We start from the raw sequence: 20,126 nt of genomic DNA on the forward strand, positions 1-20,126 counted from the left end.
GTGAAAATTCCAGTGAACACAAAATTTATTGAATTGAAAAAAGTCTCTAGAAATAATATTTTCAAAAATTGCCTGCTTTTGGTGATTTTTTTCCTGATAGCTGTGGTGGCACAAAGCCAGAGTCTGTCCGATATCCAAAATCTTAAAGTGGATGATTTATCAGATGCTCAGATTGAGCAATTGATCAAAAGAGCAGAGGCAAGTGGTATCTCTACTACCCAATTAACTGCACTGGCACGCGAAAGAGGGATGTCTGCCATTGAAGCAGCTAAATTAAGTGCCCGAATCAGCGAACTTCGGATGTCTGCAAATTCCCAGAACGGGTTTTCCGATGAAATGGGATCTAGATCAGTTAATGGTTTTCATGAAGAGGATATGTTTGATTCCATAAGAAGATCTGATCCATACTATGACTTGACAGTGAAGCAGAAGAAGATTTTCGGATTTAAATTATTTCATAATAAGGATCTAAACTTTAGCCCAAGCCTAAATATTCCAACACCACAATCGTACGTCATTGGTTCCGGAGATCAATTGCTACTTGATGTTTATGGCGCTTCTCAGCAATCCTACGATTTAAGTGTAAGTCCTGAGGGGAGGGTTTTTATACCAAATGTTGGCCCAGTGCAAGTAGGAGGATCCAGCATTGCAGCTGCAACTGTGAGAATTAATTCTGCTCTTGGAAGAATATATTCAGGTTTGAATGGTTCTAATCCCAATACTTTTACTCAATTAAGATTAGGTAATATCCGTTCTATCAAAGTTTCTATGGTTGGGGAACTAACTAAACCAGGCACTTATACTTTACCTTCTTTTGCCACAGTATTTAATGGTTTATACGCAGCTGGTGGTCCAAATGAAAATGGGGCATTTAGAAAGATCCAGGTATATCGCGACAGTAGATTAGTTGCGACAGTTGATATCTATGAATTTCTTTCCAAAGGAGATCAAAGTTCTAATATTACTCTTCAGGATAATGATGTGGTAATCGTTCCACCGGTAGAAACCCGTGTTGAAATTATTGGTCCAGTACGTAGAGAAGGCTTATTCGAAGTAAAACCTGATGAATCCTTGGATGACTTGTATGTCTATACAGGAGGGTTTACTAGCTTGGCTTATAAAGACAGGGTGACAGTCCGGCGTATTGAAAATAATCAGCGTAAAGTGGTGGATGTTCCTTCCAGTGAGTTTGATTCTTTTTCGCTTGAGGATGGTGATGAAATATTAATCGGTGAAGCCCTTGAACGATTCTCAAACAGGGTTCAAGTATCGGGATCAGTGACCCGTCCAGGTGAATATTCGTTGGAAGAAGGCAGCCTGACCGTTAAAGGATTAATTGAAAAAGCACAGGGTCTTAAGCCTGAGGCATTTTCTACCAGGGCAACACTATATAGGACTAGTTCAGATCTGACATTGGCCGCTGAACCTCTTGATTTAAAAGGCATTCTAGATGGAACCGCAGCAGATATACCATTGAAAAATGAAGACCTGTTATTCGTTCCAAGTAGGTATGATATTCAGGAAGAGTACTATGTGAAAATATCCGGAGAAATTAATTACCCGGGCACTTATCCCTATGCTGCCGAAATGACTGTAGGTGATCTAATTTTAAGGTCCGGAGGAATGTTGGAATCTGCCACAAATTCTTCAATCGAAATTTCCAGCAGAGTTAGGGATGCCACATCAGGAAAGATTGCTGAGATAAAAACCTTGTCAATTGACCCAAACTTGGAGTTGACGCCGGAAGAAAGAAATCAACCACTTAAACCTTTTGATCATGTTTTTATTCGAAGAAGTCCGGGATTTGAGAGGGAGCAACTGATAACTATTCAAGGTGAAGTGACTTATCCAGGTGAGTTTGCTATTGCAGGAGCTAATGAAAGAATCTCAGATGTTATTAAGCGTGCAGGAGGGATTACTCAATTCGCTTATCCCAAAGGTGCAAGCCTAATCAGAAGGACAGTTTATTATAAAGGGCCAACAGATGAAGAATTGAGACAAAAAGAACTTGAGGCCCTCAGGGCAAAGCTGGATCCGGAAAATAATAGGAATAACAATGAGGCAGAAGAACTTTTGTTTGAAAGGATTGACAAGAAAATTGAACTAAGGGAACTTGAGGAACTTGAAAGTGAGGAAGCTCAGCGGAAACGGAAATTATTTGAAATGATTCCTGCTTTTGATACACTCAGACAAGATTCTACTATTACCTCTATGCGATTAAAAGAGCAGGACTTTGTCGGTATAGATTTAGCATATATTTTAGCACATCCAGGGTCAAAAGAAGATTTATTATTGTTAGAAGGGGACGTCATTCAAATTCCAAAGGAACTTCAGACTGTGAGAATGGTAGGAGAGGTCTTATTACCTACCACCACTAGATTTAATGAGAATAGTAGTCTTAAAAAATATATCAGTAAGGCTGGAGGATTTACTGGGGATGCTAGGAGAAGTAAAACTTATGTTGTATATGCCAATGGCGACGCGAAGAAAACAGATAATTTCTTAGGTTTGAAATTTTATCCCAAGCTAGAGCCAGGTGCAGAAATCGTTGTTCCTAGAAAGCCAGATAGAGATAGGCTTAGTGCCGCAGGTTGGATAGGACTAGCTTCTAGTTTAGCGACATTAGGTATTTTAATTGATAGATTATTACCATAGATTTCAAAAAATATAAGCAATTGAACGATATATATTTCTGTTAAAAGTAGCAAAATTAAATAGCTTCATTTTCAGTTAGGTAACTTGTTATATTACCATATATATTTTTTAATCTAATCCTCTAGTTTTGAAGTTAAATTATTGAGATTTTCATTTTCAGGAAGCAAATTGTCAAATAGCAAAAACATTATTCTATAAAGAAATTTTTAAGGTGAAAATTATTTGAAACATTAGGTTTGATGAGTTAAAACTTTATCTATTAATTTTAATTGATTTGAAGACTAAAATAATTTTCATCAATGCATTAAGACTTATTTATAGAACTTTAAAAAAGTGTGAGCTTATTTTAAGATTTGATGATTACAGCACTAAGTAAATATTTACACGCTGATTCTTATATAATATCGCCAGATTGTTTAATCAAGACGTGCGTAAAATTATCTTCGCTAATTTCTTTTTGATATATACATTATAAAATTAGAATGAAAAATCAACGCAAAATAGATTTGGTTCTATTGATAAAGAAAATCTGGAGTGACAGAATTCTAGTAATAAAGATTGTTGCTCTCTTTTTTGTTGTAGGTTTATTTATTGCCATATTTTCTCCGAGGGTTTATACTGCGAAATCTGTGTTTATTCCTCAAAGTGGAGATACGAACAAGTCTTCTAGTTCCTTAGGTGGATTAGCTTCTTTAGCCGGAATTAATTTGGGTGAGTTTTCCAGATCTACAGATGTGCCACCTGCACTTTATCCCCAATTTTTGGCTTCAACAGAATTCATGATGAAATTGTTGCTTGTTCCTGTCACTATTCCCGGAACTTCACAGCAGGTAACTTACCAAGAATACTATGAAAAATATTACAAGACAGGAATCTTTGGGATTGTTAAGAAATATACTTTAGGTCTTCCAGGAGAATTAATTAAAACAATACAGAAAAAACCAGAGTTCGTTGTACAATCTCATTCCGAAGTACCTTTGTTTGAGCAACTTACTTTTGAGGAATTCGAACATTTTAATAGATTAAAGGGACAACTTAATGTGGAAAGCAAGGAAGATGAAGGTATCGTTGAACTTACTTTTAAAATGCCGAATCCTCTGATGGCTGCTGAAATGGCTCAAGCAGCAGAATCTTTATTACAAGAACAAGTAATAAATTACAAAATACATAATGCGAATGTTCAATTGGAATTTATGAAAGAAAGATTTGAAGAGCGTAAAAAGGAATTTGAGCAAACACAAAAAAAGTTAGCAAACTTTAGAGACAATAACCAAAATATTATTTCAGCCTCACTTATAAATTATGAGCAAAAGTTGCTGGCTGAGTATGACTTTAGTTTTTCCATATATACAGAACTAGCTAAGCAATTGGAGCAGGCCAAAATTCAAGTTGCCAAAGACACTCCTGTTTTTTCAGTGATACAAAAAGTAACTATACCAATTCAGAAATCCAGTCCAAATCGTCCATTAATATTAATAGGATTTGTTGTATTTGGTGTAGTGGCTGCATTGGCAACTTGTTTGATAAAGCAGATGCTATTTTATCTCAAGATAGATTGGAATGATTTGGGACATCAATCAGAATAAAGAATCCTTCTATATGATTCAAATAAATGCAACAGCAAAATAAAATGATAAAAATATTGGAACTTCCAAAAATTCTGGATAAACGTGGAAATCTTACATATTTAGAGAACAATAATCAAATACCCTTTGAAATTAAACGAGTATTCTGGACATACGACGTTCCTGGCGGTGAACAGAGGGGTGGGCATGCTTATAAAACTCAAGAGGAAATTATTATTTCATTGAGCGGTAGCTTTGACGTGATAGTTACTAAGAAAGACGGTTCTATTGAAAAAGTATCGATGAACAGATCTCATTACGGGTTATATCTTCCCGCGCTCACATGGAGACATATAGAAAATTTTTCTACTAATGCGCTTAGCTTACATTTGTCAAGTTTGGCATTCGAAAAATTGGACTATATAACTGATTTTAATTTATTTAAAGATTATTAAAGATGAGAAACACTTCTGTATTCAGCTGTACGCTTTTGGAGTTGCCTAAAAATCATTCATTAAAGGGTAATATAACTGCTATTAATAATTATGAAGATGTTCCTTTTGATATAAAGAGAGTTTATTTCCTTTATGATGTTCCTGGAGGTGAGAGTAGGGGCGGACATGCGCACAAAGAGCTACAGCAACTGATTTTGGCAGTCAGTGGAAGTTTTGATTTGATTATTGATGACGGTAGAGTTAAACGTACCTTTCATCTATCTCGCCCAAATTTTGGAGTTTATGTTCCAGCAGGGCTTTGGAGAGAACTTGATAATTTCTCTTCGGGTTCAATTTGTTTGGTGTTGGCCTCTACCGAATTCAATGAAAATGATTACATAAGGTTATACTCAGATTTTAAAAAATATAAGTTACATGAATAAAATTTATTTTAACTATAAAACAATCAAATCTCGTCAAGAGAATTTTCATTCAGCATTGCACCGATAGATGAAAGTACCTTTTCTTAATTTTGACCCAACTCATTCTGCAATCAAGAATCAAATGGTGCAAGCATTTGAAAAAGTGTATGATAGTCATTGGTATATTATGGGCAAAGAATTGAAATCTTTCGAAGAAGAGTATGCGAATTTTAATGAGGTGGCATATGCAATAGGTGTAAGCAATGGACTGGATGCTCTTTTTCTTTCACTCAAAGCTCTTGGTATAGGAAAGGGTGATGAGGTTATTGTCCCATCAAATACGTTTATTGCTTCGTTATTGGCAGTTTCATCAGTAGGCGCTACGCCTGTTTTGGTTGAGCCTGACGCATTCAGCTATAATTTATCTCCAAAGAATATCAACGAGCGAATTTCTAAGAATACCAAAGCGATTATGCCAGTACATTTATATGGACAAGCATGCGAAATGGATGAAATCAAGCAAATTGCGGATTCCAACAAACTTTTTATAGTAGAAGACAACGCTCAAGCACATGGGGCCACTTTTAAAGGAAAAATGACTGGAAGCTGGGGAGATTTGAACGCAACAAGTTTTTACCCTGGAAAAAACTTAGGAGCAATAGGTGACGGCGGTGCAGTGACTACTAATAAGTTAGAACTTGCAGAAGAAATTAGAATGCTTCGAAATTATGGGAGTAAAATTAAGTATAATAATGAAGTTCGGGGCCATAACATGAGACTTGATGAACTTCAAGCGGCTCTCTTATCGGTTAAACTTGGACATCTGTCCAATTGGACTTATGAGCGAAATATAATAGCTAAATTATATGGAGAAATGCTTAAGGATGTTGCAGAAATTACTTTACCATTTGTACACACAGATGCCACACACAGCTATCACTTATATGTGATTAGAACTAAGAAGCGGGATGAATTAAAAAATATGCTTTATCAAATGGGAATTGAAACATTAATTCATTACCCGATTCCACCCCATATGCAAAAAGCTTATGCTTATCTTGGCCATAAATCTGGAGATTTTCCTTTAGCTGAGAAACTTTCAAAAACAAGTTTGAGTTTGCCAATTTGGCCAGGTATGTCTCCATCTCAGGTTGAATTTATTTCCCATCAGATTAAATCCTTTTTCAAAAGGAACTAGATGGAGGAACAGAGGAAAGGATTTATTCAAATCTTAAAAGCCTCTTCGATCTTTGGGGGAGTCCAAGTTGTCACTATAGTTTTTACTATTTTTAGGACAAAGGCTGCAGCTATGTTATTAGGGCCTTCGGGAATGGGTATTGTTGGACTATTAAGTTCGTCCACTGATTTTTTTGGAGCAGCTACAAATTTTGGATTGTCTACTTCCGCAGTTAGGAGTCTAGCCTTAGCTCAGGATGAAGATACCGAAATAGATCTCGCCAGAACTATTGCAATTATCAAGAATCTTGCGCTAACTACTGGATTTGTTGGAATGGTAGTAATGATCATGTTCTCAAATCTTCTTAGTAAACTTGTTTTCGATAGTCTGGATTATAAATGGGCTTTTGTAGCTCTATCGATTACTTTGTTTTTAAACCAATTACTGGCAAGTCGCACTGCTCTAATTCAAGGTTTTAGAAAATTACCTTTGTTGGCTCTATGCACAATTTCTAACTCGGCCTTTTCTTTGCTTATCACAGTTCCGCTCTATTATTTTTTTGAAAAAGATGGTATTGTAGTGGCGCTGATTTTGATCTCTGTAGCTAATTTTCTTGGGGCTCTTTATTTTTCATCAAAAATAGATTATCCTCGAGTAAAAGTTGATTTATTACGGAGTATTAAAGAGGGAAGAGAAATATTAAAACTTGGATTTTTTATTGGTTTTTCCGGATTATTAGCTCTTGGGTCATCATATGTTCTACGATTATTTATAAACGAGGTCGGATCTCTAGATCAAGTGGGACTTTACAATGCGGGATTTGCCATGATTAATACTTATGTAGGTTTGGTATTTACCGCTATGACTACTGATTATTTTCCAAGACTTTCAGCTGCGGCTTCACAGAAATCGGCATTTTCTGATGTAGTAAATCATCAAATGGAAATAGCATTTCTATTATTAGGACCAATTCTTTGTTGGTTTATTGTTCTTATAAATCCTATCGTAGTATTTCTATACTCTGACGAATTTAGCGCAATAAATGAAATGATTGTTTGGTCCGCTTTAGGAATGTTGTTCAAGGCTATAGGTTGGACTTTGGGATATATAATATTGACGAAAGGGAGTTCTAGTTTCTTTTTCCGGAATGAGCTCATAGCACTCACTTATCAACTAGCATTAAATCTGGCTGGATATTACTTTATGGGATTAGCAGGAATAGGAATTTCTTTTTTGATAGGATATGTTATTTATGCTGTTCAGGTAATATTCGTTTCATATTGGAAATTCCCATTCATATTTGATTTTAAAATCATAAAAAAGTTTGTGATTTTTTTTGGCTTAATTACCCTTGCTTTAATATCTTTTTATTTAGAAGATTCTCCTATTCTTCGATATTCAATGGGAATATCGGTTGCAGTAATAGCTTCATTTTTTTCTTTTAAAAGGCTTAACACTGCATTGGATTTAGTTACAAAAATAAATAGCCTAATTAAGAAAAAATGACCATAAAATTTGTGTCTATACCAAAGCTAAAATGAGAATTGCGAATACTCATATGCCCTTAGTAACCGTAATAATTCCCGCTTACAATCACGAGCATTTTGTTAGAGAGTGCTTGAATAGTGTAGAAAAGCAAACGTATTCTAATTTAGAGCTATTGATTATAAATGACGGATCTGTGGATGATTCAAACAGGATCATTGAAGAGTGGATTGTTGTTCAAAAAAGGCAATGGGTAAGATTGAAATATATTCAACAAGAAAATCAAGGTCTTACGGCCACTTTAAATAGCGCTATTATATGGGCCGAGGGTAAATATATTTCTCCAATAGCTTCAGATGATATTCTATGTGAGGATAAAATTGAATTATTGGTAAAAGTACTAGAAGATAAAGGCGCATCTCATGCAGTAGCCTTTGGAAACGCTATGTTTATTGACGAAAGTGGAAGAGCCATTTCAAAAGAAATTCTAGATTCTAAGGGAAATATTCTGGATCGTCATACCTTATTTTTGAATTATTACGCTTATGGAAGAAATTTAGCATGGTCCAATCCGGCGGTTTTTGGAAGTTACTGTTCTCTACTTTCAGGAAATTATTTGCCAGCAATGTCATGTATAATTAATACTGAAGCAATAAAATCTGTGGGTGGTTGGACTGCCAAAAATACTGTAGAAGATTGGGAGCTCTGGCTAAAATTGGCTAAGAATTATAAATTTATTTTGGTTGATAAAGTAGTAGCATTATACCGATGGCACGACAATAATACTTCAAAAACAAAAAGAGAAAGAATTTTGAGGGACTCTATTTGGCTCTTGGAAAAAGAGAGAGAATATGCTATGAAGTCCAAACTTCATCGATTTTTTTTCCCATTGTACTTATATAATTTAAAACGACTTAGAGAAGTTAATCCTCGAGAAGCTTTTGTAAAAAGTTTAAGATTATTGAAAGACTGGGAATTTTATTACTATTGTTTGTCGAAAATTAAGCAAAAATTAATTGTTTAAACCTTTAGTTTCAATCGCTATGACAACCTATAACGGGGAGTCATTTCTGGCAGAGCAGATAGATAGTATTCTTCATCAGGATTATCCTCACATTCAGGTGATTGTTGTTGATGATTGTTCTACTGACAAAACGGTAAAAATCCTTAAAAAATATGCTTCGTTAGGAAAGATCAACTTTTACCAAAATTCTGAAAATTTAGGATATGTGAAAAACTTTGAGAAAGCTATAAAATTATGCTCAGGCGAGTTTGTAGCATTGGCCGATCAAGATGATTTATGGAAAACTACTAAGATATCAAGGCTAATTGATGAAATTGGTAACAACGTGCTGGTTCACACGGATGCTATTTTGATAGATGCTGAACGCAATGTGATTGCAGATTCCTACAGCTTATATGCAAACAAAATGGTTCATCCTAATTCTATTTCTGATGTTTTGTTAAACGGAAGTGTTACAGGTTGCACAGCGTTAGTACGTATGTCTTTTCTGAAATCTGCTTTGCCATTTCCACAAGGACTATATGTTCATGATAAGTGGTTAGCTATTTTGGCATATCTTGAAAATGGGCTTATTTACCTTCCACATCAACTAGTGGAGTATAGACAACATAGTAAAAACTCTATTGGTGTATCCCGATATAAATCACCATTTAGCCAAAAATTTAAAAGACTATTTTCACACGAAAAATCAAAAATTAACCACTTACCTTTTAGAAACGCCCTTATAAAAGAGTATACGTTGGTAAACAGACTTTTGGAGAAAAAATCCTTAACTGAGAAATCCATAGCATCTATTGAGAAAGTGAAGACTTTTTATCGCTATATATTGCTGGGAAAAAATTTAACTTTTGTAATTACTTATTTTTTTGCTAACATTTCTTCATTTGAGAAAAACAAACCTTTTATTCAGAAGATTTATTATTTCTACTTGATTTTAAATTCTTTCAAATATTCTAGAAAATTAGGTGTTGAGGCTGAGAATGAACTTCAACTTGTTGATAGCAAGCTATGAAAGTAACTGCGGTTACAGTTACCTATGGTAACCGATTTTCATTAGTGAATCAAGTCATAGACTCCCTTTTGAGAGAGCAAGTGGATGAAATCTGGGTAGTAGACAATAACTCGTCCTCTATTTCCAGAACTGAACTTATTGAAAAGGTAAATAACCATCCAAAGATCAAACTTATTTCCTTCTTAGAAAATTTAGGCTCTGCCGGAGCCTATCATGAAGTATTTAAGAAAGCATTTGAATCTACCGTAGACCAATTTTTTTGGTTGATAGATGATGATAATGTTGCTTTACCTGGCGCACTTTCTTCCTTAATATTATCTCATTCACTTCTAAAAGACGATATGAGAAGTCCTGTATTATATAGTTATAGAGGTGATGCAGGTAAAGAGGATCCCATAGCAGTGACAACCGGATTAATTAAAGGACCAAGACCCAATACATTTTGTGGATTTCAACTAGCAGACCTTTTTCAAAAAAATAAAAAAGCTAAGTCAAACTCAGAATTTACAGATCAAGTAAAGTACCCAGTGATCTCTGTTAAATGGGGCCCTTATGGGGGGATGTTCACAAATTTGGCGAACTTTAAAAAAATAGGTTTGCCCAGAAAGGAGATGGTATTATATGCCGATGATCAGGAATATTCATTTAGATTTTTTCAAAACTCGATTCCCCAGTATTTAATCTATTCTAGCAAACTAAAAGATATTGATCATTCCGTAGGAGAAGGAGGGGGGTATTTTGGAGCAAAAACTTCACTTTTTAAAATATTTTATGGATTAAGGAACACAGCTTATTTATCTAAAAAATCCGCTAACAATATTTTAATTTATACTATTAACAAGTGGGTGTTTATTTCTATAATGGGACTTTTGGCAGTAAAAAATTGCTTGATATCACCTGCAATTGTTAAACAAAGATTTCCTTGGATTTGGCGCGCCATGCGCGACGGCGAAAAGGGGAAATTGGAACATGTATTTTTTAACTAACCTAATACTCCTTAAATGAAAAAGTGGGTAATATATACAGCCCTTTTTGGAGACTATGATCAATTAAGAGAGCCTGAAGAGTTGATAGATGAATTTGACTTTATTTGCTTCACAGATCAGGTACAATTGAGATCTAACGTGTGGAAAATTATTTTTATAACAGGCCAAGATCACTCTCCTTCCTGGTTGAACAGAAAGTATAAAATGCTTCCCCACTTATTTTTGAGCAATTATGAAATTAGCATTTATATGGATGTTAGCATTCAACTCCTCAAAAGTCCAAAGCAGCTTATTGTTCAAGAATTAGGAAATAATGATATGATTTTAGCGCAACATAGACTCAGGAACTGTGTGTATGATGAAGCAAGGGAATGTGTGATATTTGGGAAATCTTCCTATATAAATACAGTTTCCCAACTTAGAAAATATAAAAGACAAGGATTTCCCGTTAGCTATGGTTTGTTCGAAAATGGGGTTTTGATAAGGAGGCATAATTCACCTCCGTTGATCAGATTGATGGAGGAATGGTGGGAGGAATATAATCAGGGTTACTTCAGGGACCAATTAAGCTTACCTCCAATATTGTGGAAAAATGATATGTCCTATCCTTTAGGAACTTATTCCATTAATGATGGTGAATACTTTAAACTTTTTCCGCATAATACAGAGAAATTAAACCGCTGGAATAAAGTTAAACTTTCTTTAAGAATTCGGTTGAGGAGGTTTTATTATTCTTTTCTTTCATTTGGATGAAATCTACCTACATCACATATGATCAAATTTTATGGGGATTTATATTATTACTGTTAATTCCAATTGTTGGTTTCCGTATGATGGGTCTAGATGCAGATTATTTTAACTACCTGAAGTTTTTTAAGGCTCAGAATGATCTAGAATTACTGACTAAGGAATTTGGTTTTAGATTTTTACTTGGATTTAATTCCTTTGTGTTTAGATCAAGCATAAACACTTTTTTTTTGATTTTTGCCAGTTTGGGAATATCTATAAAAGTTTGGTCATTTTCTAAACATTCTCCTATTCCTATTCTTAGCTTCATCCTTTATTTACTTTCTTATTTCTTGCTTCATGATTACACTCAGATAAGGGCAGGGGTGGCGTCTGGTTTTTTTTTGTTAGCTCTGCCCGATTTATCTAAAGGTGACAAGTCTACTTATTTTTTCAAAGTGGTGATGGCATGCATGTTTCATTGGACAGCATTAATTATGATTCCGCTGTATTTTTTTATAAGAAAATTTTCATTACGTTTTTTTGCCTTGTTACCATTGGTAGGGATTTTGATTTTTCTACCACGAATTAATTTTGAACAATATATATTATCTGCCTTATCAGGCTTTCCTGCATTGGCCCTATATTATGCTACTCATTCTGGACATGATTCTGCAATCAATATATTTAATGCGATTAATATGGCTTTTTTAGGCTTGTTTTTCGTGATTTGCTTTGTGATTTATTATATGAAGGACGAATTCTCTACATTAGAAATTAGTCTTTTTAAAGTCTTCAGCACATCAATTTTTTCCTTCTATTTTTTCGCTATTTTGAATAAACCAGTGATGGCATTTCGTGTTTTTGAATTTTTAAATATTTCACTGTTGCTATTGATACCGTATTTGGTTGATAAGTTTAAGCAATGGTATCTAGCCTCAGTAGGTTTTCTGCTTTTTTTCTTTTTTTATTTTATGCATTTAATCCTCAATGTCCGAGTTATTCCATAAGTACATGAAAAAAAATGTAGACTTAGTAATAGTAACTTATTTGCCAAATCGTGATCAATTAAAAAAAGGGATAGAGTCGCTAAAATTTCAAGTTCGAAATATTATAGTAGTAAGTAATGGGCCTGATGATTTCTCAAATTTTGGAATTATCTATATTCATATTCCATTGAATGAAAATCTCGGTATTGGTAAAGCACAAAACAAAGGGATTGATATGGCAATAAGATTAGGAGCTGATTTTATACTTACTGCTGATCAGGACACTATTTTCCCATTGAATTACGTTGAAAATGTGCTTGGAATTTACGAAGAGTTGTCATCTGAAGGAAGAAATATAGCTGCTCTAGGACCGATCTTTCGAGATGAGAATCATAAAGGAAGAATTCATTCCATGGTTAGATTTAAAAAATTCGGTCTAGCTAAAATCCATCCCGCTAAAATTCCGGAATCAGTATCTCATTTTATTTCTTCTGGTATGGTAATTCCAGCCAGCGCCTTTCTGGTAATAGGAAAAATGAAAGAGGATTTTTTTATGGATTGGGTAGATACAGAATGGTGTTGGAGAGCACAAAAGCATGGCTTTGAGAATTTGCAAATACCCACCCTTATAGTGTCTCATGAATTAGGGCAATATACTAGGTCACACTTAGGTGTTTCAATTACGACCCATAGCAAAACCAGAGAATATTATAAGATACGTAATGCAATTTTACTTTTGAAAGATGTGAACTACAGAACACTTCCTATATTCATATATCTTAGTAAGTTTATTGCAAAAAGCGTTGTAGTAAATTTGATCAAAGGCCTTAATGATTATCGGAATTTAAAGGTAGTTTATGCGTCAATATTACACGGTATAATTGGAAGAACAGGTAAATGGACATTTTAAAAAATATTAATGGTTGACATTTTAATTCCAACATTTAACGGAGCTAAATATCTTGATGCGCAACTTCAGTCTATTTTCAATCAAGATTACAAGTTTTGGAGAATAATATTGAGAGATGATGGATCGAGTGATAATACTAGGGAAATCATAGCCTATTGGAAGAACATATATCCAGAGCAGATTCAAGAACTAACTGATGGAAAGAAAGGATTGGGAGTTTCTCAAAGTTATGGATATTTAATAAGTAAGAGTGAAGCTCCTTACATAATGCTTTGTGATCAAGACGATTATTGGCATCCTCAAAAGATAAGCAAGAGTCTTCAGGCGATTCAAACTGCTGAAAAAGAATTTGGAAAAAGCTTGGCCATTATGGTATGCTCGGACCTTGAAATTGTGGATAGCGATTTGAAATTAGTTAGTCCTTCCTTTTGGAAAGATCGAAATGATGATCCTAGACTATTAAATGATTTTGAAAAACTAATTGCTCATAGCGTAGTTACTGGGAATACCATCATGCTGAATAAAAGTGCAGCAATCTTGGTAATTCCAGTTAAGACTAATTTTTTTCTATTTGATCAATGGATCTCTATAAAAGTAGCACGTTATGGAAAAATCATCTTTATAGACGAACCCTTAGTCAAATACAGACAACATTCTAGTAATGTCTTGGGGTCATTCAGGATGTCTAAAACATATTTATTTCATAAAGTAAAATTCTTTCCTTTTTATATACGTTCATGGATCAAGCTTAAGAAGGAACTTGATATGGATTTTTCAGTAGGTAAGGTTTTAGGATTTAAAATTCTGTATAATCTGAGAAAAGCTATAAATGCATAAATTAAAACTAGCCATCATTGGTATTGTAGGAGTTCCTGCAAATTATGGTGGCTTCGAGACACTTGTTGAATATTTGTTGGATGATCTTCCCAAATTGTATGATATTACCATTTATTGTCAGGCTGTTGATGATTCTGAGAAGTTAGACAGGTATAAGGGAGCCAAATTGGAATATATAAATTTGAAAGCAAATGGAATACAAAGCGTTATTTACGATTCAGTTTCGCTTTGGAAATCAATTAATGGTTTTGATTATATTCTATCCCTAGGTGTTTCAGGTTCTTTAGCAATTCCATTATTAAAGCCTTTTACTAAAGCTAAAATAATCTCACATATAGATGGGCTTGAATGGAAGCGTGATAAATGGGGAGCTTTCGCAAAAAGATTTTTAAAATTTTCAGAATCTATTGCAGTAAAGTATTCTGATGGAATCATTTCAGATAATAAACATATTTACAATTATGTTCATGAGGAATATAACAAAGAGTCATATTTAATCGCATATGGAGCAAATCATGTAAGCACTGTTGACCCAGCACCATATATAAAGAAATACTCCTTTATTACTTCCCCCTATATATTTACTGTGTGCCGCATTGAGCCTGAAAATAACATTGAATTACAACTCAAAGTCTTCTCTGATAATGATCTAAAGATTCCATATATTATTGTAGGGAATTGGAGCTCAAGTGAATATGGAATGCGTTTATATGAAAAGTACTCCACCAAAAATAATGTTATTTTATTTAATCCTATCTATGCAAGTAACGAATTAAATGTCTTAAGATCAAATTGTCATTATTATCTTCATGGCCATAGTGCAGGGGGCACTAACCCGTCCCTTGTTGAAGCGATGTATTTGGGTTTACCAATTATAGCATATGGTGTTAATTATAATAGAGAAACTACTTTTAATAGCGCAATCTATTATGATGATGCAAGTGAATTGTTAAATCAGATATTAAAATTGGATAGTTACGATAGAGAGGCCATGTCATCGAATATGTATAAAATTGCAAAAAAAAACTATTCTTGGAAGGCAATTAATAAGAAGTATATACAAATGCTAAAGTCTATTTGAGGTTGAAATACATTTATATTTTAGTTCTATTTTTTCTTCTAGGTTTTAAAACAATTAATTTGTTAGCTCAGACTGTACCTGCTGGTTTTCCTGTTTTAGAGGAAAGCCTTCGAAGAGATCAATTGTTAGGAGATAAAGGTTTAGCAAATTATTCTTTTGGATTAAGACCTATAGAAAACTTGAAGATAAATTCTTTTAAAACTTATAGTGACTCACTTCCTATCAAACAGAATAAAGTCGAATTGAAATTCTTACCTATATTGAGTACCACAGTTTATAATTCTAATAGGCCCTATGGTTGGGGAAACTTTTCTATGATGAATAGTACTGGTTTACAATCAATGGTTTCTCCTGGAGTTTATGGTAAGCTATTTTTTATTAAATTTCAGTTGAGACCTGAATATGTAGCTAGTCAAAATAAGGCTTATCAGGGATATGGGGAAGACTTTAGTGATATAATTAATAGGAATCGATTTAGACTTTGGAACTATGGTGATTATCCGGAAAGATTTTCTAAAAAATATAATTCTTTTTTATGGTGGGGCCAGTCATACATAAGTTTTAATGCGGGTCCTGTTGCTTTGGGACTATCTACAGAAAATATATGGTGGGGACCAGGACAATTTAATTCCTTAATATTTACTAATAATGCTAGAGGTATGAAACATTTATATCTCAAAACAAGCCGGCCTACCAATATTTTTATTGGTAAGTTGCAAGCAGAAATTATTGTGGGTAGAGCTGAAGATTCCGGCATTTTACCGTCTCAGAATCAGCAATTAAATAGTAAATATGCACTTCCTTTTACAGGTGACTGGAGATACGTTAGTGGGATTAATATTATATTTCAACCAGTAATTCTTCCTGGATTATTTTTAGGGTTCAGCAGAACATTTCAACAATATAATGAAATGGTGGAAGACTCATTTAAGGGAAGGCTGCCCATCTTTGAAGGATTTCAAAAGAAAAAGTTGTTTACTAATGAAAATTCAGTAGAATATGATGGTAAAGGTCAGGATCAACAGGTAGCAATATCTCTTAGATACTTTAGTCCCAAAGCAAATTTTGATTTGTATGCGGAATATGGTAGAAGAGATCATAGTTATGATTGGAGGGATTTTATCCTTAATCCAGAACATGCACGAGCATATTTACTAGGATTTACGAAGTTGATAAAAACTGGAAAGAAAAATGTTTTTTATCAAGCAAGAGGTGAAATCGTGCATCAGCAGGAATCTGTTAATCGATATATAAGGTACGAGTTTCTCAATACTTTTAATGCTAGCTGGCACACACACTATCAAGCAAGGGGATTTAGCAATGAAGGGCAGGCAATGGGGGTAGGAATAGGTACTGGAGCTAACGTGCAGATATTGGAATTAGCTAGAATATCCGGGCTAAATAAATTCGGAGTTTTATTCCAGCGTTTGGAAAACCAACAAGATTTTTATTATGGTTCGTTTGCAGAAAATCCTAGTAAGCGGCCATGGATTGATTTCAGTTTTGGCATACTTTACGATAAACAATGGGGCAACCTTATTCTCAGTACTAAGACGCAGGTTATTCATGGCGTAAATTATCAATGGAATAATAATTCACGATCCACTTTGGGATTTCCTCTTGGCCAAAAGCTCTGGACCTTCTCAGGAACAGTAAATATAATTTATCAACTTCATAAGTAATAATTAATATGATTATCTCCAATGGTGCCAGTCTACTTTGATTTTTTGCTTATTTGGTCGGGAAACGGAAGACCGAAGTTGCCTGAGTTATAACTTAAACATATCCAAGATCTCTTATCCCTCTTTACTTAGTAAAAAAGTGTTATACCTATTAATTAATAGCACTTCAAAGCTATTTAGTTCAATATATAATCTACTATCATTAATATTGGCTTTATTTAAAGTAATATATAATGATAATACACGGAGTATCTTCCATGTAATTTCTAATAATTTTTAAAAAATATAAAAATTGTGTGCTCAATTATAAGAATTGAATAACCTTTATAAATTACGTCTTGTGTAATTAAACCACCTATGAATTTAGAATTAAAAGAAGTAAAGATTGCCATTATAGGATTAGGCTATGTAGGTCTACCATTGGCTGTGGAGTTTGCCAAAAAGTATCCTACAGTAGGTTTTGATATTGAACCAAAGCGTGTTGCTGAACTTAGAGAGGGAAGTGACAAAACTCTAGAAGTGGAAAATGATTTACTTAAATCAATTTTAATCACAAATTTTTCTCAGTCAATTACTAAAGGACTTATTGCTTCTACTGACCCGGCTGATATCGCAGATTGCAATGTTTACATTGTAACAGTTCCCACCCCCACAGATAAACACAATCGTCCAGTTCTTACTCCCATGCTGAAAGCATCTGAAAATATTGGTCGAAATCTGAAAAAGGGGGATGTTGTCATTTATGAATCCACAGTCTATCCTGGTGTTACAGAAGACGAATGCGTTCCTGTACTGGAAAAAGTGTCGGGTTTAAAGTTTAATATTGACTTCTTTGCTGGATACTCGCCGGAGCGGATTAATCCTGGAGATAAAGAACACACTGTTACTAATATTCTTAAAGTAACTTCAGGATCAACTCCCGAAACTGCGGAGTTTGTGGATCAATTGTATCGCTCCATCATCAGTGCAGGCACTCATAAGGCTTCTTCGATTAAAGTGGCAGAGGCTGCTAAAGTGATTGAAAATTCACAAAGAGACATTAACATTGCTTTTGTCAATGAGTTGTCCAAGATTTTTAATCTTTTGGGAATTGACACACATGAAGTTCTGGAAGCAGCAGGTACCAAATGGAATTTCTTACCCTTCAAACCGGGTTTGGTCGGAGGGCATTGTATTGGAGTGGACCCGTTTTACTTGGCTCAAAAGGCTCAAGAACTGGGATACCATCCAGAAATCATCCTGGCTGGACGTCGGCTAAATGACAGTATGGGAAAGCATGTCGCTACAGAAGTGGTTAAACTTATGATGCGAAAAGATCTAAAAGTTATAGATGCCAAAGTTCTCATCCTTGGTTTTACCTTCAAAGAAGATTGCCCGGATGTACGTAATACGCGCGTTATTGATATTTATCAGGAGCTTGAGACTTATGATATCAATGTGGATGTATTTGATCCTAGAGCAAATCCTGCTGACGTAGAAGATGAGTATGGAATTAAAATCCTTGAAGGAAGTCAATCTCCAGAGTTAAGCGAATACTCAGCTGTGATTTTAGCTGTGGCTCATAAGGAATTCAGAGATCTTAAAATCAAAAAGTCTGACCATCAGGTAATTTATGATGTGAAAGGATTTTTGGACAAATCATTAATTGATGCCCGTCTTTAGGACGATATTTGGTTATATAAAATTCAAGTTCATTTGTATAAAAAAGCGGAGGCCAATAGTATTGCCTCCGCTTTTTTTTGAAGGATTATTTTAAAAGTCTTTTTTAAGTAGTTAAATACTCTATAGCGTTAATGTACTCTATTTCCTAAAATATTTGGAAAAATAATCTAAGGGATTAAGCGATCATAGAGCCTTTATAATAAGAAAGTACTGTATTTGGTAAAACTTCATAAATCATTTTATATCCAGATACATCATATTCTATTTTTGTATATCCGCTTTATACCAGTAAGGTGTCAAAAGCAAAATAAGATATGTTAAACTTAAGAATTGAGGCCACTTCTGCCTGTCCCGCCACTGCGGGAGTCATCGGTCATCGGTCTTCCAACCTGATAAGCAAAGAATCTAAGGTGACTGGCATCATTGCGGATAATCATATTCTATTTAAACTGATCTTCAGAATCATAATCTCATTTGTTAATCCTCCGCTTTATGCTATTTATTAGCTTAAGTCTATCAATTTTCTCTATTGCAGCTGGAAATCCGCCCAGCAGTGAATAGAAATAGTAATAAAAAGACCCAGAGAAGATCCCTGGGCCTTTTTGTTAGGCAAGTGCCTAATAAACTTAACGCGAACTCAAAGTTGTGACCTATAACTTGAATTTAAAATACCCTGAATAGGGTATTTTTCTTATGTTTTTGACTTAGTGAGAAAGGAATTTTCATAATATTTTTATTTACAAAAATCCTTGGATCACTTATTGATATAGTGGTGTGCATAATTTGAAAGCTATTATTTAAGTTAGGGAGCACCACTCTCCTGACTCATACACCGCTCAGAGTAAAATTGAAATTATTAAAAAAAGCATTCTTGATTTGGAATAGCATTTGCGACTTAATCATATGATTTTATTTACTTTGTACCCAAATCAAAAAGTAGGGGAAGTCCCTGTTTAAAAATTAAAAAAAAACCTCATCATCTTAATCTAATCCCCAAAATGAAGCAAAATTTGTTCTCTATTTCGGTAAATCGCTCACTTATGATTGCCTTGGTCGCTATGTTGGCGATGGGAGCATGTAAGAGTAAAAAGAAAGCTGTACAAGAACCTGCACCTCCTGCACCGGTTGAGCAAGTAGAACAAACAGCTCCTCCTGCAGCTCCGGAATCATCAGCAGAGGAATTAGCAGTAGAAAAACTTGAAAATTATTTCAATAGCGTAGCTGCTGCCGGCAACGCATCCATGGCAAACCAAACAATTCAGGAGGTTTTAGCAATGTTCTCAAATCAGGAAACTCCAGTATTGATTGTGATCCATGAAGAAAATGGTATCAAAGATTACGATGAGCCAACTACGATTAAGAAGTATTTGGAGTACTTAAAAGACACAAAGAAGAACCTTAATTACATCAGCGATATCCGTATGGACGCTAATGGTAAAGTCTCTGAATTGGAGCTTAGAAGAAAATAATCGCTCATCT

18 protein-coding genes are annotated in these 20,126 nt (G+C 34.4%); all 18 read left to right on the plus strand.

Annotated elements, in window-relative coordinates:
- Positions 1–33 precede the first annotated feature (33 nt).
- Positions 34–2,655, plus strand: a complete 2,622-nt coding sequence (locus tag AACZ73_RS14765; RefSeq protein ID WP_339878985.1) for an SLBB domain-containing protein — start codon at positions 34–36, stop codon at positions 2,653–2,655.
- A 482-nt stretch (positions 2,656–3,137) separates the two neighbouring features.
- On the plus strand, positions 3,138–4,241 hold the full coding sequence (locus AACZ73_RS14770) for a Wzz/FepE/Etk N-terminal domain-containing protein (RefSeq protein WP_339878987.1): 1,104 nt from the start codon (positions 3,138–3,140) through the stop codon (positions 4,239–4,241).
- A gap of 26 nt (positions 4,242–4,267) precedes the next feature.
- A complete protein-coding gene (locus AACZ73_RS14775; RefSeq protein WP_339878988.1) occupies positions 4,268–4,675 on the plus strand; it encodes an FdtA/QdtA family cupin domain-containing protein in 408 nt (135 codons plus the stop codon).
- A gap of 2 nt (positions 4,676–4,677) precedes the next feature.
- Positions 4,678–5,097, plus strand: coding sequence for an FdtA/QdtA family cupin domain-containing protein (locus tag AACZ73_RS14780; protein ID WP_339878990.1), 420 nt, complete (start codon positions 4,678–4,680; stop codon positions 5,095–5,097).
- A gap of 121 nt (positions 5,098–5,218) precedes the next feature.
- The gene (locus AACZ73_RS14785) at positions 5,219–6,274 is read left to right on the plus strand and encodes a DegT/DnrJ/EryC1/StrS family aminotransferase (protein ID WP_339878992.1); all 1,056 of its coding nucleotides are present in this window, start codon (positions 5,219–5,221) and stop codon (positions 6,272–6,274) included.
- Positions 6,275–7,759 carry an oligosaccharide flippase family protein gene (locus AACZ73_RS14790; protein WP_339878994.1) on the plus strand — a complete coding sequence of 495 codons (1,485 nt, stop codon included), beginning with the start codon at positions 6,275–6,277 and terminating at the stop codon, positions 7,757–7,759.
- Positions 7,760–7,790: 31 nt separating this feature from the next.
- Complete coding sequence (locus tag AACZ73_RS14795; protein ID WP_339878996.1) at positions 7,791–8,762, plus strand: glycosyltransferase family 2 protein; 972 nt, start codon at positions 7,791–7,793, stop codon at positions 8,760–8,762.
- A 19-nt stretch (positions 8,763–8,781) separates the two neighbouring features.
- Positions 8,782–9,774 (plus strand): glycosyltransferase family 2 protein, encoded by a 993-nt coding sequence (locus AACZ73_RS14800; RefSeq protein ID WP_339878998.1) that lies wholly within the window; start codon positions 8,782–8,784, stop codon positions 9,772–9,774.
- The gene (locus tag AACZ73_RS14805; RefSeq protein ID WP_339879000.1) at positions 9,771–10,760 is read left to right on the plus strand and encodes a glycosyltransferase; all 990 of its coding nucleotides are present in this window, start codon (positions 9,771–9,773) and stop codon (positions 10,758–10,760) included. Before AACZ73_RS14800 ends, AACZ73_RS14805 begins: the two co-directional genes overlap by 4 nt.
- A 15-nt stretch (positions 10,761–10,775) precedes the next feature.
- Positions 10,776–11,513: a glycosyltransferase domain-containing protein gene (locus AACZ73_RS14810; RefSeq protein ID WP_339879002.1), complete on the plus strand. Its 738-nt coding sequence runs from the start codon at positions 10,776–10,778 to the stop codon at positions 11,511–11,513.
- Positions 11,510–12,496, plus strand: coding sequence for an EpsG family protein (locus tag AACZ73_RS14815; RefSeq protein ID WP_339879004.1), 987 nt, complete (start codon positions 11,510–11,512; stop codon positions 12,494–12,496). The genes AACZ73_RS14810 and AACZ73_RS14815 overlap by 4 nt, the downstream gene beginning before the upstream one ends.
- 4 nt (positions 12,497–12,500) lie before the next feature.
- The gene (locus AACZ73_RS14820; protein ID WP_339879006.1) at positions 12,501–13,385 is read left to right on the plus strand and encodes a glycosyltransferase family 2 protein; all 885 of its coding nucleotides are present in this window, start codon (positions 12,501–12,503) and stop codon (positions 13,383–13,385) included.
- Between the two features lie 9 nt (positions 13,386–13,394).
- Positions 13,395–14,222: a glycosyltransferase family 2 protein gene (locus AACZ73_RS14825; RefSeq protein WP_339879008.1), complete on the plus strand. Its 828-nt coding sequence runs from the start codon at positions 13,395–13,397 to the stop codon at positions 14,220–14,222.
- Positions 14,215–15,303: a DUF1972 domain-containing protein gene (locus tag AACZ73_RS14830; RefSeq protein WP_339879010.1), complete on the plus strand. Its 1,089-nt coding sequence runs from the start codon at positions 14,215–14,217 to the stop codon at positions 15,301–15,303. The genes AACZ73_RS14825 and AACZ73_RS14830 overlap by 8 nt, the downstream gene beginning before the upstream one ends.
- 2 nt (positions 15,304–15,305) lie before the next feature.
- A complete protein-coding gene (locus tag AACZ73_RS14835; protein ID WP_339879012.1) occupies positions 15,306–16,985 on the plus strand; it encodes a capsule assembly Wzi family protein in 1,680 nt (559 codons plus the stop codon).
- A gap of 357 nt (positions 16,986–17,342) precedes the next feature.
- Positions 17,343–18,647 carry a nucleotide sugar dehydrogenase gene (locus AACZ73_RS14840; protein ID WP_339879014.1) on the plus strand — a complete coding sequence of 435 codons (1,305 nt, stop codon included), beginning with the start codon at positions 17,343–17,345 and terminating at the stop codon, positions 18,645–18,647.
- 314 nt (positions 18,648–18,961) lie between these two features.
- Positions 18,962–19,153, plus strand: coding sequence for a hypothetical protein (locus tag AACZ73_RS14845; protein ID WP_339879016.1), 192 nt, complete (start codon positions 18,962–18,964; stop codon positions 19,151–19,153).
- Positions 19,154–19,645: 492 nt separating this feature from the next.
- Entirely contained in the window at positions 19,646–20,116 is a 471-nt protein-coding gene (locus tag AACZ73_RS14850; RefSeq protein ID WP_339879018.1) for a nucleoid-structuring protein H-NS, read from the plus strand.
- Positions 20,117–20,126 lie beyond the last annotated feature (10 nt).

The sequence above is a fragment of the uncultured Algoriphagus sp. genome, assembly GCF_963974835.1.
Classification (GTDB): domain Bacteria; phylum Bacteroidota; class Bacteroidia; order Cytophagales; family Cyclobacteriaceae; genus Algoriphagus.